The 15,878-nt window shown below is 72.0% G+C and carries 15 protein-coding genes; 5 read left to right on the forward strand and 10 right to left on the reverse strand.

Annotation, left to right across the window (positions count from 1 at the left end; all coding sequences use genetic code 11):
- Positions 1-7: 7 nt before the first annotated feature.
- Both HNR07_RS17420 and HNR07_RS17425 read right to left on the reverse strand, forming a co-directional pair.
- Positions 8-898 (reverse strand): dihydrodipicolinate synthase family protein, encoded by an 891-nt coding sequence (locus HNR07_RS17420; RefSeq protein WP_184365892.1) that lies wholly within the window; start codon positions 896-898, stop codon positions 8-10.
- Complete coding sequence (locus HNR07_RS17425; protein WP_184365893.1) at positions 883-2,208, reverse strand: aminotransferase class I/II-fold pyridoxal phosphate-dependent enzyme; 1,326 nt, start codon at positions 2,206-2,208, stop codon at positions 883-885. The genes HNR07_RS17420 and HNR07_RS17425 overlap by 16 nt, the downstream gene beginning before the upstream one ends.
- A 191-nt stretch (positions 2,209-2,399) precedes the next feature.
- On the opposite strand from HNR07_RS17425, the gene HNR07_RS17430 reads away from it, so the two are divergent.
- The gene (locus HNR07_RS17430; RefSeq protein WP_184365894.1) at positions 2,400-3,041 is read left to right on the forward strand and encodes a hypothetical protein; all 642 of its coding nucleotides are present in this window, start codon (positions 2,400-2,402) and stop codon (positions 3,039-3,041) included.
- A 27-nt stretch (positions 3,042-3,068) separates the two neighbouring features.
- Here HNR07_RS17430 and HNR07_RS17435 read toward each other — a convergent pair whose 3' ends face one another.
- Together HNR07_RS17435 and HNR07_RS17440 are read right to left on the reverse strand one after the other, a co-directional pair.
- Positions 3,069-3,749 carry a response regulator transcription factor gene (locus HNR07_RS17435; RefSeq protein ID WP_312893866.1) on the reverse strand — a complete coding sequence of 227 codons (681 nt, stop codon included), beginning with the start codon at positions 3,747-3,749 and terminating at the stop codon, positions 3,069-3,071.
- Complete coding sequence (locus tag HNR07_RS17440; RefSeq protein ID WP_184365895.1) at positions 3,746-4,987, reverse strand: sensor histidine kinase; 1,242 nt, start codon at positions 4,985-4,987, stop codon at positions 3,746-3,748. Before HNR07_RS17440 ends, HNR07_RS17435 begins: the two co-directional genes overlap by 4 nt.
- Before the next feature lie 168 nt (positions 4,988-5,155).
- Here HNR07_RS17440 and HNR07_RS17445 point away from each other — a divergent pair, with 168 nt between their 5' ends.
- On the forward strand, positions 5,156-6,277 hold the full coding sequence (locus tag HNR07_RS17445; RefSeq protein ID WP_184365896.1) for an FtsX-like permease family protein: 1,122 nt from the start codon (positions 5,156-5,158) through the stop codon (positions 6,275-6,277).
- The gene (locus HNR07_RS17450) at positions 6,274-6,969 is read left to right on the forward strand and encodes an ABC transporter ATP-binding protein (RefSeq protein WP_184365897.1); all 696 of its coding nucleotides are present in this window, start codon (positions 6,274-6,276) and stop codon (positions 6,967-6,969) included. The genes HNR07_RS17445 and HNR07_RS17450 overlap by 4 nt, the downstream gene beginning before the upstream one ends.
- Before the next feature lie 307 nt (positions 6,970-7,276).
- On the opposite strand, the gene HNR07_RS17455 is transcribed toward HNR07_RS17450, so the two are convergent.
- The 5 genes from HNR07_RS17455 to HNR07_RS17475 form a co-directional block, all read right to left on the reverse strand.
- Entirely contained in the window at positions 7,277-8,056 is a 780-nt protein-coding gene (locus HNR07_RS17455) for a putative hydro-lyase (protein ID WP_184365898.1), read from the reverse strand.
- A 9-nt stretch (positions 8,057-8,065) separates the two neighbouring features.
- Entirely contained in the window at positions 8,066-8,980 is a 915-nt protein-coding gene (locus tag HNR07_RS17460) for a 5-oxoprolinase subunit C family protein (protein ID WP_312894067.1), read from the reverse strand.
- 26 nt (positions 8,981-9,006) lie between these two features.
- Positions 9,007-9,618, reverse strand: a complete 612-nt coding sequence (locus tag HNR07_RS17465; protein WP_184365899.1) for a 5-oxoprolinase subunit B family protein — start codon at positions 9,616-9,618, stop codon at positions 9,007-9,009.
- Between the two features lie 28 nt (positions 9,619-9,646).
- Positions 9,647-10,453, reverse strand: a complete 807-nt coding sequence (locus HNR07_RS17470) for a LamB/YcsF family protein (protein WP_184365900.1) — start codon at positions 10,451-10,453, stop codon at positions 9,647-9,649.
- 112 nt (positions 10,454-10,565) lie between these two features.
- Complete coding sequence (locus HNR07_RS17475) at positions 10,566-11,822, reverse strand: NRAMP family divalent metal transporter (RefSeq protein WP_184365901.1); 1,257 nt, start codon at positions 11,820-11,822, stop codon at positions 10,566-10,568.
- A gap of 189 nt (positions 11,823-12,011) precedes the next feature.
- Between HNR07_RS17475 and HNR07_RS17480 the strand changes: the two genes are divergently transcribed.
- Together HNR07_RS17480 and HNR07_RS17485 are read left to right on the forward strand one after the other, a co-directional pair.
- Positions 12,012-12,719 carry a GntR family transcriptional regulator gene (locus HNR07_RS17480; protein ID WP_184365902.1) on the forward strand — a complete coding sequence of 236 codons (708 nt, stop codon included), beginning with the start codon at positions 12,012-12,014 and terminating at the stop codon, positions 12,717-12,719.
- 101 nt (positions 12,720-12,820) lie between these two features.
- On the forward strand, positions 12,821-13,606 hold the full coding sequence (locus tag HNR07_RS17485) for an aminotransferase class IV family protein (RefSeq protein WP_184365903.1): 786 nt from the start codon (positions 12,821-12,823) through the stop codon (positions 13,604-13,606).
- Here HNR07_RS17485 and HNR07_RS17490 read toward each other — a convergent pair.
- On the reverse strand, positions 13,566-15,800 hold the full coding sequence (locus tag HNR07_RS17490) for an MMPL family transporter (RefSeq protein WP_184365904.1): 2,235 nt from the start codon (positions 15,798-15,800) through the stop codon (positions 13,566-13,568). The two genes, HNR07_RS17485 and HNR07_RS17490, sit on opposite strands and share 41 nt — an antisense overlap.
- Positions 15,801-15,878: the final 78 nt, after the last annotated feature.

Raw genomic sequence — 15,878 nt, forward strand, 5'->3', positions numbered from 1 at the left:
GTGCGGCTCATGACAGGCGCAGCTTCTCCACCACACGCACGACCCGCTCCCGCTGGGAAGCGGTCAACCCCAGGAGCGGGCGGGGCAGGCAGGACGGGGGGACCAACCCCAGGTGTTCGGCGATGGCCGCCGTCACCCGCAGGCTGCCGTGGGCGGCGAACAACTCCCACAGCGGACGCAGGCGTTCGGAGTGGGCCAGTGCGCCCTCGGGGTCACCCCGGCGTGCGGCGCGCACGATCGGCAGCACCGCCTCGGGCAGGGTGCCGCCCACGACGGAGAACCATGCCTGGCAGCCGGCGTTCAGACCGGTGGCCGCGGCGCCGTCCCCGGACACGCCGATGCTCACGTGGTCGGGAACGACCGCGCGGATCGCCTCGACGCGCTCGCGTGCCGCGTTCGCCTCCAGCGGGACCGGGGGGATCTTGATCGCGGCCACGTTGGGCAGGACGGCGATGCGCGCGTACAGCTCGGTGGAGAAGGTGAAGTGCGTGGTGACCGGGTTGTCGTAGACCACCAACGGTACCGACAGTCCTGCGGTGACGTCCGCGTAGAGTTCGAACACGTCCTCGTCGGTGAGCGTCTGGTAACTCATGGGAGCCAACAGCACGGCCGAGGCCCCGGCTTGCTGGGCGTCCTCGGCCAAGGCCTGGACGTGGCAGGTACGCAGCGCGCCGATACCGACCACCACCGGCACACCGTCCGCCGAACGTACGCCGGCCCGGGCGACCTGGCGGCGCTCGTCGCGGTCGAGGTAGGCGTAGGAGCCGGTCGAGCCCAGCACGCCGATCGAGTCGACACCGGCGTCGACCAGGCGGGTGATGAGCCGGGCGTGTGCGGCTTCGTCGAAGCGGTCCTGGTTGAGCGGGGTCAGCGGGAAGGCGCTCAGTCCGGTGAACACGGGGGCTCCTGGTTGATCGAGGCAAGGGTGCTGGACAGGCGTGCGGCGAGGGCTTCGGTGTGTTCGGAGGCCAGGGTGGCGGTGGTGATGCGGATGGCCGGCCGGTGGGTCAGGGTGAACAGGGATCCGGGGCGCACGGCCCACCCGTGCTCGGCCAGCTCCTCCACCACGGCCGCCTCCGCGTCCTCGGCCAGCGGAAGCCACACGTTGAGACCGTCCGGACCGGCCAGCCAGGGCACGCCGTGAGCGTCCAGCGCGTCGGTCAGCCGCCGACGGCGACGTGTGTACGCCTGGGCGGCGTGGTCCAGACGTGACGGTGTGGCGGGGTCGGTGAGAACCCTGGCGACCAGGTGCTGCAAGAGGTGGCTGACCCACGTGGCCGCCGCCAGGCGGGCCTGCAACCGGGCAGCGGTGTCGGCATCGCACACGGTCAGCCCCAGGCGCAGGTCCGGCCCCAGGAACTTCGACACCGAACGCACCAGCGCCCACCGGGTGGACTCGGGCGGGGTGATGCGCCGGTAGGGGGTGCGGGCCAGCGCCGAGAAGTGGTCGTCCTCGATCACCAGCACGTGCGGGTGCCCGGCCAACAGGGAGCGCAACTCGCGGGCGCGCCGCTCGGTCAGGCTCGCACCGGTCGGGTTGTGGGCCCGAGGCGTGCACACCACCGCCCGCGCTCCGGCTTCCAGGGCGGCGCCCAGCCCCGCGGCGGTCATGCCGTGTTCGTCCATCGGCACTGGCAGAGCACGGTATCCGTTGACGCGGAACGTGCCGATGCTCGACAAGAAGCACGGGTCCTCGACCGCGACGGCGTCCCCGCGCGTCAGGTGCGCGCTCAGCAGACGCTCCACCGCGTCCACGGCCCCGTGGGTGAGCACGAGGGTGCCCGAGTTGTCGGTGTCGGGGAGCATGTGCCGCCGGGCCCAGTGGTGCAACGACTCGTCGATACCGGCGGCACCGTACAGGACGGCCTCGTAGCCCTGGAGGTCGGGCAGCGGCGGCAGAAGCGCCGGGTCGGGGTTGCCGTCGGCGAGGTTGATCGTGTTCTCGGGCGCCGGCGCGCCTTCGCCGGGGACGGGGACGATGCCGCGCACCACCGTGCCCCCGCGGCGGCGGGTCTCGACCACACCGGCGGCTGCCAGCGCGGCGTAGGCGGCCGCGACGGTGTTGCGGTTGACCCCTTGCCGGGCCGCGAGGGCACGGACCGGAGGCAGGACCTCACCCGGGCGCAGTTCCCCTCGCGCGATCAGAGCGCGCACCGAGTCGGCGATCGCGGCGGCGGTGTCTCCGCTGATGGGCGGTTCTTCGAGCATGTCCCCACGATACACATATATGTCCTAGGACAAAAAGAGGTCGCCTGTCCGGGTGCGGTCAGAACCGGCGCTCCGCACCGGACGCCCCCGGAGAAGGGCTGTGGGCGGGTGTGTGCGGACGCAAACGGGTAACGGGCAAGCGTGGGTCGCACAGTCGCGGCCCACACCCTCCTCACCCCCCGGGAGCCTTCGTGAAGCTGTACGCCGACACCCCCGTCCACGCCTGTCGCCAACTCGTGTCGGATCTCTTCGCGCTCGTGTGGGTGTTCGTGTGGATCTCCGCCGCGCTGTCCCTACGCGAGGCCCTCCTGACCCTGAACCGGCCCGGGGAGCTCATGACCAGCACCGGAGAAGGGTTCACCGAGCACATGAACACCGCGGCGGAGAACGTCCGACAGGTGCCCCTCGCCGGTGACGCCCTGGCCACGCCCTTCGCCGACCTCGGTGAGACCGGAGAGTCCCTCACCGCGGCGGGGGACTCCTTCCAGGAGACCGTCTCCTCGCTCGCCCTCACCCTCCCGCTGCTGGTGGCGCTCCTGCCGCTGCTCCTGCTCGCCACCACGTGGCTGCCCGTGCGTGCGCGCTGGATCAGCCGCGCGACCAGCGCGAAGCGGCTCCTCGGGCTCACCCCCGAGGCGCGGACCCGACTGCTCGCGCTGCGCGCCCTGTCCCTTGCCTCCCCAGCCGCGCTCATGGCGGTGCACGAGGACCCGGCCGGGGCCTGGCGGGAGAACGACCCCTGCGCGGTGACGGAGCTGGCCGCGCTGGAACTGCGGCGGCTGGGTCTGCGCACGGAGCCGATCGCCGCCGGGAAGGCCCTGGAGCCCTCCTGACCATCGGGGGCTCGGCAACCGGCCGGTTCAGTCGACTCGGATGATCCCCCGCTGTAGCGCTGTGGTGATGGCGGCGGTGCGGTTGTCCACCCCGAGCTTGTCGAACACGTGCACCAGGTGGGTCTTGACCGTCGCCTCGCTGATGAACAGCTCTCGGGAGATCGCCCGGTTGGACAGCCCTTCGGCCAGCAGTCCGAGGATCTCCAGCTCACGCCCGCTCAGCGCGGGGCGAGGAGAGCGGAGCCGGTCCATGAGGCGGTTCGCGACGCCGGGGGCCAGCGCCGTCTGGCCGCGCGCCGCCGCGTGCACGGCCTCGCACAGCTGCTCCGGCGGCGCGTCCTTGAGCATGTAGCCGGTGGCCCCGGCCTCGACCGCGGCGAGGATGTCGGCGTCGGTGTCGTAGGTGGTGAGGACGAGGACGGGTGGCGGGGAGTCGAGCTCGGTGATGTGCCGGATCGCGGTGACCCCGTCCATGCCCGTGCCCATCCGCAGGTCCATGAGAACGATGTCGACGCCCGCGCCCCGCGTCCCGGGCCCGGTGAGCGCGTCCAGGGCGGCCCGGCCGTCGGCCGCCTCCGCCACCACGTCCATGTCGGGGCGCTCGGCGAACATCGCCTTGAGCCCGTGGCGTACGACCGGGTGGTCGTCCACCAGCAGGATGCGCAGCCGCGGCTCCCGGGGGAGGGAGCGGTCGGTCGGATCGGTCACGGGGTCTCCTCGTCGGTCAGGGGAAGTCGGACGGCCACGGCGGTGCCCTCGCCCGGGGCGGACTCCACGTCCAGGCGCCCGCCCAGCGCCCTCACGCGCTCCCGGAGCGCGGCGATCCCGTAGCCGGTACCGCCCGCGCGGGTGAGCGGCGCCCGCGGATCGAAGCCGACCCCGTCGTCGTACACGTCCAGGGTGACCTCCTGGCCCAGGTAGCCGAGGGTGACCACCGCGGTGTCGGCGTGAGCGTGCGCGGTGACGTTGGCCAGACTGGCCTGGGCGGCGCGCAGCAGCGCGACCTCGTAGCCGGAGGGGAGTTCGGTGGGGGCGCCGTCGGTGCGGAACCGGCAGTCGATCCCGCCGGTGCGGCTGACCCGTTCGCAGAGGCGGGTCAGCGCCTCGGGCAGGTTGGCGCCGGTCAGCGAGGGCGGGGCCAGGTCCCGCACGAACCTGCGCGCCTCGGCGAGGTTCGTGGAAGCGCTCTCCCGGGCCTCGGCGATGCGGGTGGCCGCCAGACCGGTGTCCTGGGGGAGGGCGCTCTCGGCCGCGCGCAGGAGCAGCACGATGCTGGACAGCCCCTGGGCGAGGGTGTCGTGGATCTCCCGCGACAGGCGTTCCCGTTCGTCGAGGACACCCGTACGTCGCTGGGCGGCGGAGAGTTCGTCGCGGGTGCGGGTGAGGGTGTCGATGAGTTCGCGGCGCCGCTCGCTCTCCCGGTGCAGGGCCATGTACCCGGCGGCGATCGCCACCGCGAACACGGCCCCCAACACAGGCCCCAGGACCATGCCGACGGTGAGGTTCCCACCGTGCAGGGCCTGCCCGAGAACCACGGAGGCGGTGATGACCACGACCGCCACCACCGAGTGGAGCCCTCGCAGCAAATGCAGGTGGAGGAAGTACAGCGGGAAGGCCAACCACACGAAGTCCGGCCCCGCCAGGGCCAGCAGCGCCCACAGGAGGGTGACCGCCGCGAGCCAGACGAGGGAGCGGGTTCGGTGCACGTCGTGCCGGGCGACCAGAGCACCGGCGCAGTAGACCGCTCCGAGCAGTACGGCTCCGCAGACGACCGCACCGTGTGCCCACTGCGGGTGTGCCGAGTCCGCGCCGAGGTGGGTGAGCACGTACCGGAGGGTGCCGACCCCGAGCAGGAACAGGAAGCAGGCGTGCAGGAGCAGACGCAGCACCTTGAGCACCGTCGTCACCCCGGGCAGTTCGGGAGCCCGCATTCTGCTGTACCGCATCAGTGCAGCGTACGACGGTGAGGCGGGGCGGGGCATCCATCGTTCGGTTGAGTCCCCGCTCCACCCGGACGCCCCGGGGAACGCTCCGTTCGCCCGATGCCGATGATCTTGGTCCGAACGAGGCTGGAAGCACCAGTCCACCGAGAGTTTCCAGGAAGGAGGGCCGCCGTGTTCGTCGCCCTTCGTGACATCCGCTTCGCCAAGGGGCGGTTCGCGCTGATGGGCTCCGTCGTCGCCCTCATCACCGTGCTGATCGTCCTGTTGTCCGGGCTGACCGCGGGTTTGGCGGACCAGTCCACCTCAGCGGTCCGGAACCTGCCCGCGGACCGCGTCGCCTTCGGGGCGTCCGGGGACGGCGCCCCGGAGGAGTCCTACGCCGACAGCACCGTCACCCGGGCCCAGCTCGACGTCTGGACCGGCGCGGAGGGGGTGGAGTGGGCCGAGCCGGTCGGCATCACCCAGAGCCGGGTCGAGCTGGAGGACGGCAACGGCACCGCCGCCGCGCTGTTCGGTGTGTCTTCGGACGGCCGCCTGGCGCCCGAGGGCCTGGTGCCCGGGGGCGGCCTGGTGGTCAGCGAGGTGATCGCCGAGGACTTGGGGACCACCACCGGCGACACCGTGACCGTCGCCGGTACCGAGCTGACCGTCAGCGCGGTGGCTCCGACCGAGCACTACAGCCACCTCCCCGCCGTGTGGACCGACATCGAGGTCTGGCAGGGAATCGACCCCCGGGTACGGCACGCGGAGGGGCACGACGCGCCGATCGCCAACGTGATCGCCTCGCGGATCGACTCCCAGGCGAGCCCGGAGGCCGTGACCGAGGCCGAGGAGGGCGCGGTGGACGAGGAGGCCGACACGGTGTCCACCACCCTGTCCGGCAGCCTCCAGGCGATCGGTTCGTTCTCCTCCGAGAACAGTTCCCTGGTCACCATGCAGGGTTTCCTGTACGCGATCTCCGCGCTGGTCATCGGCGCGTTCCTGACCGTGTGGACGATCCAGCGCAGCGGTGACATCGCGATTCTCAAGGCTCTGGGCGGATCCACCCGCTACCTGCTGCGGGACGCCCTGGCCCAGGCCCTGATCGTGCTGCTCCTGGGCACCGCGGTGGGCGGCGCCGCGGGGGTGGGGTTGGGTGCCCTGGCCGCCTCGGTGCTGCCCTTCGCGCTGACCGCGGCCACCACACTCGGCCCGGTCGCCGCCATGGTCGCGCTGGGCATGCTCGGTGCCGTCCTGGCCGTCCGCCGTATCACCTCCGTTGACCCGCTGACCGCCCTGGGAGGCGTCCGATGAGCCTGGAACTGAGCGATGTGACCCTGACCTACCCCGACGGGGACGGGGTGGTCACCGCCCTGGACCGCGTGTCGGTACGGGTGGCCCCCGGTGAGCTGGCCGCGGTGGTCGGCCCCTCCGGTTCGGGTAAATCGAGCCTGCTGGCGGTGGCCGCGACCCTGATCCGGCCGGACTCCGGCCGGGTGAGGGTCGGCGGGGTCCAGACTCTGGGGCTGCGGCCCCGGGAGATGGCCGAACTCCGCCTGGCCGAGGTGGGGATCGTCTTCCAGCAGCCGAACCTGATCAGCTCGCTGACCGCCGTGGAACAGCTGATGGTCACCGAGCACATGCGTGCGCGTTCGCTGCGCGAGGCACGGACGTCGGCGATGGAGACCCTGGCCGCGGTGGGGCTGTCCGGTAAGGAGCGGCGGCGCCCGCACCAGTTGTCCGGAGGCGAGCGACAGCGGGTCAACATCGCCCGCGCGCTGTCGGGGCGCCCGAGCGCGCTGCTGGTGGACGAGCCGACCGCCGCGCTGGACCACGAACGGGGCGCGCGGATCATGGAACTGCTGGCTGAGGCGACCAGGACGTTCGACGTGGCGACCCTGCTGGTCACCCACGACACCGAGTACCTGAGCTCGGCCAAGCAGGTGCTCCAGATGCGCGACGGCCGCCTGGGCGCCCTGGCCGCGGACGGACTCCGAACGCCCTGACAGCGGGACCCGTTCGAAGGCTCGGGCCCGGAGGGACTTCTACGCTGGAGGCCAGTCGATACCCCTGGAGGCGGTCCCATGTGCCGGTCCGAGCGGTCGGAGTCCGATGTCGCAGCCCCAGAAGAGGAGGGCCGGGGCCAGGATCAGGAAGACGACGGAGGCCGGGAAGGGGAGAAGGACCCGCGGGAACGGCAGGGTGCCCGGCTCCGGGGCGGGCAGAACCGTTCCGGCCTGTCCTTCCCCGACACCCCGGCCCCGGCCCCGGCCCCGGAGGAACGCTAGAGCCGGGCTCCGGAGCGACCGGCGGCTAGGGCACCTGGTACTCGGTGTCCCTGGCGTCGGTAATCGCCATGTGGCCGGGCGCGTGGCCGATGGCGAACTCGGGGGCGGAGGCTACCACCGCGGCCTGCGGGGTCACCCCGCAGGCCCAGAACACCGGTACTTCGCCCTCCCTGACCTGGACCGGGTCGCCGTAGTCGGGCCGGTCCAGGTCCGCGATGCCCAGAGCCGCGGGGTCTCCGACGTGCACCGGTGCCCCGTGCACCGCCGGGTAGCGGGAAGTGATCCGGACGGCGTCCGCGACCTGACCGGCCGGGATCGGGCGCATGGACACCACGAGCGGCCCGGAGAAGCGTCCGGCCGATCGGCAGGCCCGATCGGTCTCGTACATGGCGGCGTTCGTGCCGGCCTCGATGTGGCGGACCGGCACCCCGGCCTCCAACAGCGGGGTCTCGAAGGTGAAACTGCACCCGATGAGGAAGGACACGAGGTCGTCCCGCCACAGGTCGGTGACGTCGGCGCGCTCCTCGACGAGCTTCCCGTCGCGGTACACCCGGTAGGCGGGCAGGTCCGTGCGCAGGTCTCCGTCGAACACCGAGGCCGACACCTCCCCCGGCTCGGTGACGTCCAGTACCGGGCAGGCCTTGGGGTTGCGCTGGGCGAAGAGCAGGAAGTCGAAGGCGAGGTCCCGTGGCAGGGAGATCAGGTTGGCCTGCGCGTATCCCGGACTGTAGCCGGACGTGGGTACCCGCAGGCCGTCACGGAACAGGGCTCGGGCCCGGCTGGGCGAGAGTTCGGCGGGGTTCATCGGTTTCTCCTACACTCCTGGCCACAGAACGAAGCGGATACGTGTTCCCGGGCGGGCCTGGGCGGCCTTGGGCAGGTCGGCGGAGCGCACCACCGCCACCACCGGGTAGCCGCCGGTCACCGGATGGTCGGCGAGGAACAGCACCGGTTCCCCGCCCGGGGGCACCTGGAGCGCCCCGGCGACCATGCCCTCGCTGGGCAGCTCGCCCTCGCGCGACCTCTCCAGGGGCGGCCCGGCCAGTCGGGCACCGACCCGGTCGCTGCGGGAGGTCACCTCGTAGTCGCCGGACAGCAGTGCCGCTAGGGCCCGCTCGGTGAACCAGTCCTCACGCGGGCCGAGCTCGACCCGCAGTTCCACCCGGTCCCCGCCCACCGCCCGGGCCGGGACGTGGTCCAGGTTCGGAAAGGTCGGGGGGGCCGCACCGACCGGGAGTACGTCCCCGACCCGGGGGACGGCGGGACCGAGACCGGCGAGCACGTCGGTACTGCGTGAACCCAACACGGAAGGCACCGCCACTCCCCCGCGCACGGCCAGGTAGGAGCGCAGGCCGCGGGCGGGCGCGCCCAGGGCGAGTTCGGCGCCGTCGGGCAGGTGCAGGACCTCGTTGACCGCCGCGCCGCGACCGTTCACCCGGACCGGCGCCTGGGCTCCGGTCACCGCGACGGTGACCGCCCCGTGCGCCCGAACCCTGAGCCCGCCGAGCGTGGTCTCCAGAGCGGCGGCGCCCGGGGGGTTGGCGAGGAGGCGGTTGGCGAGAGCGTAGGAGTCGGTGTCGGCTGCGCCGGAACGCCCCACACCCAGGGCGGCGTGGCCGAAGCGTCCCGCGTCCTGCACGGTGGTCATCGGGCCGGTCGCCAGGACCTCCAGAGCGGTGGCGGTCCGGCCGCCCCGCGCCGCAAAGGGCTCCCCCTTCGGCGAGAGCACGCTTTCTCGGCGCTTGGTCCGCGGGCTCACACGACCTCCTCGAAGCGCACGCGCACACCCGGCCGCAACAGGCCTGGTGGGTTCCGGTCCAGGTCCCAGGTCACCGCGTCGGTCCGGCCGAGCAGCTGCCACCCTCCCGGGGAGCTGCGCGGGTACACGCCGGTGAACTCCCCGGCCAGGGCGACGGAGCCCTTGGGGACACGGGTGCGGGCCTCGCCTCGGCGGGGAACATGCAGGCGCGGGTCGTCGCCGACCAGGTAACCGAAGCCGGGGGCGAACCCGCAGAACGCGACCGTCCATGCCGCCGAGGTGTGGGCGCGCACGACCTCTCGCGGGCTGAGTCCGGTGAGTTCGGCGATGTCGTCGAGGTCCTCCCCGTCGTAGTGGACGGGGATGGTGACGGTCTCGCCGACACCCTGGCTGGCCTCGGCGGACAGCGGAATGCCGGTGACGGCCGCGGTGATCTCGGCCGGGTCGGTGCCGGGTTCCAGCCGCAGCAGGACGGTGCGGGCGGCGGGGACGACGTCGGCGACGCCGGGTAGCGGGTCCGCTTCCAGGGCGGAACCCAGGGCGATGACCTGGGCGAGGTCGGCGACCTCCACCAGAACCCCGGTGTCTGCGCAGTTCAGGACGCGCACGGATGGCTCCAAATCAGGACGGGCTCGGTCAGGCGGAGGTGGACGGAGCGGTGGTGAACGAAGCGGGGGCGGACGGATCCGCGGTGAACGGGGCGATGGTCACGCCCCGCGCGCGGAGCAGGTCGGCCACGGCTCGGGCGATGTCCACGGCTCCGGGGCTGTCACCGTGCACGCACAGGGAGTCGGCCTCGACGAGGATCTCGCTGCCGTCCACGGCCTCGATCGGTTCGCCTCGGGCGATGCGCAGGCAGCGGGCGGCGATGGCCTCGGGATCGTGCAGGACGGAGCCGGGCTCGCGGCGTGAGACGAGAGTGCCCTGCGGGGTGTAGGCGCGGTCGGCGAAGGCCTCGCGGTAGGTGCGCAGGCCCGCTTTCTCTGCTTTCTCCAGGAAGCGCGAGCCGGGCAGGCCGAGGACGGGGAGGTCGGGGTCGAAGGCGCGGACGGCCTCCACGACCGCGGCGGCCTGGTCCTCGTGGTGGACGATCGCGTTGTACAGGGCTCCGTGCGGCTTGACGTAGCGGATGCGGTCGCCGGTCAGCGCGGTGAAGGAGGACAGGGCGCCGAGCTGGTAGAGCACTTCGTCGGTGAGTTCGGCGGGGGGCACGTCCACGAAGCGGCGGCCGAACCCGGCGAGGTCCCGGTAGGCCACGTGCCCGCCGACGGCGACCCCGCGCGCGGCGGCCTCGGCGGTGGTGCGGCGCAGGACCGAGGGGTCGCCGGCGTGGAAGCCGCAGGCGACGTTGGCGCTGGTCACGATGGACAGCAGGGCCTGCTCGTCACCGAGTTCCCAGCGGCCGAAGCTCTCGCCGAGGTCGGAGTTGAGATCGATACGCAACGTGCTGCTCCTCTTTCCTGTTTCTCGTACCCGGTGGTGGCACCGGCACTCCGTTGTGCCGGTACCTCCACCGTGCCGGGTGTTTCCGGTGCTGGCCCCGGGTCTGCCGGAGCTACTGCCAGAGGGCTGCGATACCGCTCAGGGAGTTGACCGCCATGTAGGCGGTGAGCAGCCACGCCGCGACGCCGATGACGATCAGCCAGCGCGGGTAGCGGTAGCCGTCGAGCAGGGTGCGGGAGTGGCGTGCGGCCACCCACAGGAGCAGGCCGAGGCCGACCGGAAGGATCACACCGTTGAGGGCGCCCGCCATGACCAGCAGCGTGACGGGGGCCTGGCCGGAGATCAGGTAGATCGCCAGGGAGATCCCGATGAAGCCGGTGACCAGCTTGCCCTTGTGGCGTTCCAGCCACGGGGAGAACGTGGTGACGAAGGAGACGGAGGTGTAGGAGGCGCCGATCACGGAGCTGACCGCGGCCGCCCACATGATCATGCCGAACAGGCGCATGCCGACCTCTCCGGCGGCCTGGTGGAAGGCTTCGGCCGAAGGGTTGGGCGAGTCCATGATCGCGACGCCTCCCGAGACCACGCCGAGGATCGCGAGGAAGAGGAGAACCCGAATGAGGCCGGTGACGATGATGCCGGTGACGGAGGTCTGGGTGATGGCGGCGATGTTCTCGCGGCCGCCCCTGCCCTGCTCGATGAGGCGGTGGGCGCCCGCGTAGGTGATGTAGCCGCCGACCGTGCCTCCGATGATGGTGATGGTGGCGAGGAAGAGGTCGCTACTGGCCGCCTCGGGCAGCACGGACTGGCGCAGGGCCTCGCCCACCGGCGGGTTCGACGCGAAGGCCACATAGGCGGTGAGGGCGATCATGAGCACGCCGAGGACCACGAGTATGCGGTCCAGGGCCACTCCCAGCTGCTTGACGGCCAGGATGACGATGGCGACCGCGGCCGAGATGATCGCGCCGACACGCGGGTCGAGGCCGATCATGGCGTCCAGGCCCAGGCCCGTGCCGGCGATGTTGCCGATGTTGAAGACCAGGCCGCCGAAGACGATGAGGGCGGCGAGCAGGTAACCGGCCCCGGGGAGCACCTTGTTGGCCAGGTCCTGGGCGCGCGTGTTCGAGACGCCGATGACCCGCCAGATGTTCAGCTGCACGGCGATGTCGACCAGGATCGAAACCAGGATCGCGAAGGCGAACGCGGCTCCGAGCTGCGCGGTGAAGGTCGTGGTCTGGGTGATGAATCCGGGGCCGACGGCGCTGGTGGCCATCAGGAACATGGCGCCGAGGAGACCGCTGCTCAGAGCTACGCGGCCGAGTCGGGGGCGTATCGGCGCGGGAGCGGGTGCGGGGGGCTTGTCGCCCATGGCTTTCTCCAGTGTGGGGAGATCGAACGGTCCTGGTGACCAACATCATCGTTGGATTGTTGAACAATACTTCAATCGTGCGGACTTGGTAAAGGACAGGTAAGTAAAATCCCGGCGCCTCCGGTACGTAACATTGGTGGGACCACCCCGCCCGGTGCGGGCACGCACGAAGCAGTCGAAGGGGCTCACGTGACGGCGACCGAGGACCACATCGACCGGCTGCCCGCGCCCGCCCTGGCGCGGCCCACCAGCCAGGCCGAACGCGTCGCCGACCTGCTGCGCACCTTCGTCATCGACGGCGCGCTGGCCCCCGGCGTGCGCCTGTCCGAGGAGAAGCTCAGCCGCAAGTACCAGGTTTCCCGGAACACGCTGCGCGAGGCCTTCCGGCTCCTGAGCCGCGAGCGCCTGCTCGTGCACCACATGCACCGCGGGGTGTTCGTCAACCGCCCCACCAGCGAAGACGTCCGCGATCTGTTCAATGCGCGCAGGTCTTTGGAACTTCCCGCCGTGCGCGGGGCGGGCAACGCCCCGGCGGAACTGGTGCGTGCCGTGGGCGCCGCCGTCGACGAGGGCGAGCGGGCCCGCGCCGAGGAGGACTGGTGGCGGATGGGCAGCGCGAACATGCACTTCCACGAGGCGCTCGCCGCCCTGGCGCGGAGTGAGCGGATCAACGAGTTCATGAGACAGGTGCTGGCCGAGACCCGGCTGGTGTTCCACGTGATGGCCGCGCCCCGTGAGTTCCACGACCCCTACCTCAAGTGGAACCGGCGCATCCACCTGGCACTGGTCGAGGGGAATGCCGAGACCGCGGCCGCCGAACTCACCGAGTACCTGGACACCTCGGAGGACCAGCTGGTCACCGCGTTCGTCGAGTTGGAGCGGACTTCCCGCACCTGAGACCGGCCCGGGGCGCGATGGACCCGGGCCCTTCTCCGTCCGGACCCGGCCGCCCAACCGCCTGCTGCCGGAGGTCCCGAAGTGCCAGAATGGTGCCCGTAATGGAACTGAACGGACGCCCCGTCAGCACGGGAGAACTCGCCGCTCTCGCCCTGTACGGCTACGGGCATTTCACGACCATGCTGGTCACGGACCTACGCGTGCGCGGCCTGGATCTGCACGTGGAGCGCCTGAGCCGGGACTGCGCGACCCTCTTTGGCACCGAACTCGACATCCCGCGCGTACGCGAACTCGCACGCCGCTCAGCGCGTGCGCACCCCTCGCCCGCCGTGGTCCGGGTGACCGTCTACGACCCCGCCCTGGATCTGGGTCGCCCCAGTGCCCGGTCCCTGCCCCAGATCCTGGTGACGACCCGTTCGGCCCCGGGGTCCGTCCCGCCGCCGATCCACCTCGGTACCCGCCTGTTCTCGCGGGACACCCCGATGGTCAAGGGCACCGGGCTGTTCGGGGCGATCCGGCAACGGCGCGCGGCCCAGCTGGACGGATTCGACGACGCCCTGTTCACGGGTGTGGACGGCCGTGTCTCCGAAGGCCCCACCTGGAACATCGGCTTCCTGGACGGGTCAGGGCTGGTCTGGCCGCAGGCCCCCTGCCTGCCCGGGGTGACGATGCGGCTGGTCGGCCAGGTCGCCGAGGCGCTCGGGGTCCCGGTCTCCACCCGCCCCCTGGCGGCCGTGGCGGCCACCCGGACCGCGGGGGCCTTCGTCACCAACGCCGTCACCGGGGTCCGGCCGGTGGGCTCGATCGACGGGGTGAGCCTTCCCCGGCCGGACCTGCTCCGCAAGATCAGTCAGACCTACCGGGAGCTTCCGGGCGAGTTGTTGTAGCGGCGATGGCGATGAGGGGCGGGGACGCGGAAGCGGAGTCGGGCCGGGGCCCGTCACCGGTTCGGGCCGCCCGGCCCGGCCACCACAGGCGCGGCCCCGCGTCGAGGGACAGGGCGGGGATGAGCAGCGTCCGTACCAGCAGCGCGTCCACCAGCACTCCGAACGCCACCAGGAACGCCAGTTGCAGCAGGAAGAGCAGCGGGATCACGGCGAGCGCGGCGAAGGTCGCGGCCAGCACCACCCCGGCTGAGGTGATCACCCCTCCGGTCACCGTCAGCGCCCGCAGGACGCCTTCGCGGTGCCCGCGGGTGAGGGCCTCCTCGCGGGCCCGGGACATCAGGAAGATGCTGTAGTCGATCCCCAGCGCCACCAGGAACACGAAGGCGAACAGCGGCACCACCGGGTCGGCTCCGGGTAGGCCGAGGACGTGGTCGAACACCACAGTGCCCACCCCCAGGGCGGCGGCGAACGAGAGCACGTTGGCGGCCATCAGGAGCAGTGGGGCCACCAGCGACCGCAACAGCGGGATCAGGACCAGGAAGACGACCACCAGCACCAGTGGCACGACCACGACGAAGTCCCGTTGCGCGGTCTCCAGGGTGTCGAGGTCGGTGGCGCTCACCCCTCCCACCAGGGCGTTCGCCCCCTCGATCGAACCCAGCTCGGCGCGCAGGCCGCGCACGGCCGCCACCGCCTCGGGGGATTCGGGGTCAGCGGCCAGCACCACCTCGACCAGGACGTGGCCGTCCTCCACCAGGGGCGCGGGGTCCTCGCCGGGGGCCTGGCCCGCGGGCGGTCCGGGTTCGGTGACCGGGGCAGCCCCGTCGACGTCGGGCAGGCTCTCGGCGGCGGCCACCACCTCGTCCAGGTACTCCGCGTCGGCCACCACGAGCGCGGGCGCGGCGCTGGACTCGGCGCCGAATCCGCGGGTGAGTGCTTCCTGGCCGTCCACCGCCTCGACCTGGGTGCGGAAGACCTCCGCCTGCCCGGTGCCCTGGGCGCTGAACTGGGGCGCGAACACGGCCGCGGCGATCAGCAGGGCGGTGGTGCCCAGCCAGTAGGCGCGCGGGCGGCGGGCGACCGTGGCGGAGACGCGCCCCCAGAAGGGGTGCTGGCGCAGGACCTGGTCGGTGCTCTGGCCCTCCTCGTGGCGGGTGTGGTGCGGCTTGGTGGGCCAGAAGGCGGCCCGACCGCACAGGGCGAGGGCGGCGGGCAGGAAGGTCATCGCGGAGAGCATCGCGGCGGCCACCCCGATGGCGACCACGGGACCGAGGCTGCGAGTGGAGGCGAGGTCGGCGGCGAGCAGGCAGAGCAGGCCGAGGATGACGGTTCCGCCGGAGGCGAGGACGGGTCCGGTGACGCCCCGGACCGCGGCGAGGACCGCTTCGGGCACGCGCTCCCGGGCAGCCAGTTCCTCCCGGTAACGGGCGACGAGCAACAGCGCGTAGTCGGTGCAGGCGCCCACGACCAGGATGAACAGGATGCCCTGGCTCTGGCCGTTGAGGCTGACCAAGCCGGTGTCGGCGGCGGCGTAGACCAGTGCCCCGGACAGTCCCAGGGCCAGCAGTGAGGCGACGATCACCAGCACCGGCAGCAGGGGTGAGCGGTAGACCGCGATGAGGATGACCAGGACGGCGACGACCGCGACGATCAACAGGGTGGAGTCGATGCCGGCGAAGGCCGCCACGAGGTCGGCCGCGTACCCGGCGGGCCCGGTGACCTGGGCCTGGATCCCGGGGAGGGGGTCATCGGCCAGGAGCGCGCGCAGTTCGGCCACGGAGTCGCCGGTGTCGAAGCGTTCACCGATCGGAACGATGAGCTGGGCGACGGAGGGGTCCTCGGTGCCCGGGATCGGGCCGATGACCTGGCTGGTGGCCCAGGGCTCGGCACCGATCCGCTCGGCCAGGGCACCCGCCTCGGCGAGGTCGGTGCCGGTGAGCTCGCGGTCGGCGGACAGGACCACGATGGCGGGGACGGTGTCGCCCCGGTCGAAGTCCCCGGCGAGTTCCGCGGCTTCGGTGGATTCGGCTCCGACCGGCAGGAACGCGCCGGGGTCGTTGGCCTGGACTTCCCCGAGCCTGCCCAGGAACGCCCCCAGGGGGCCCGCACCTAGCAGCCAGACCAGGCTGACCAGCAGAGCCGCGCCGACCCACCAGCGTGATCGTCTGCGTGGCGGCTCGTGTCGTTCCCTCACGGCGGGAGTCCTTCCGGGTAGGTGGGTAGGGCCCAGCATTTGACTAGAAATCCAAGCTTCTTGGAATCCTAGCTAATT

The organism is Nocardiopsis metallicus, assembly GCF_014201115.1.
GTDB classification, from domain to species: domain Bacteria; phylum Actinomycetota; class Actinomycetes; order Streptosporangiales; family Streptosporangiaceae; genus Nocardiopsis; species Nocardiopsis metallicus.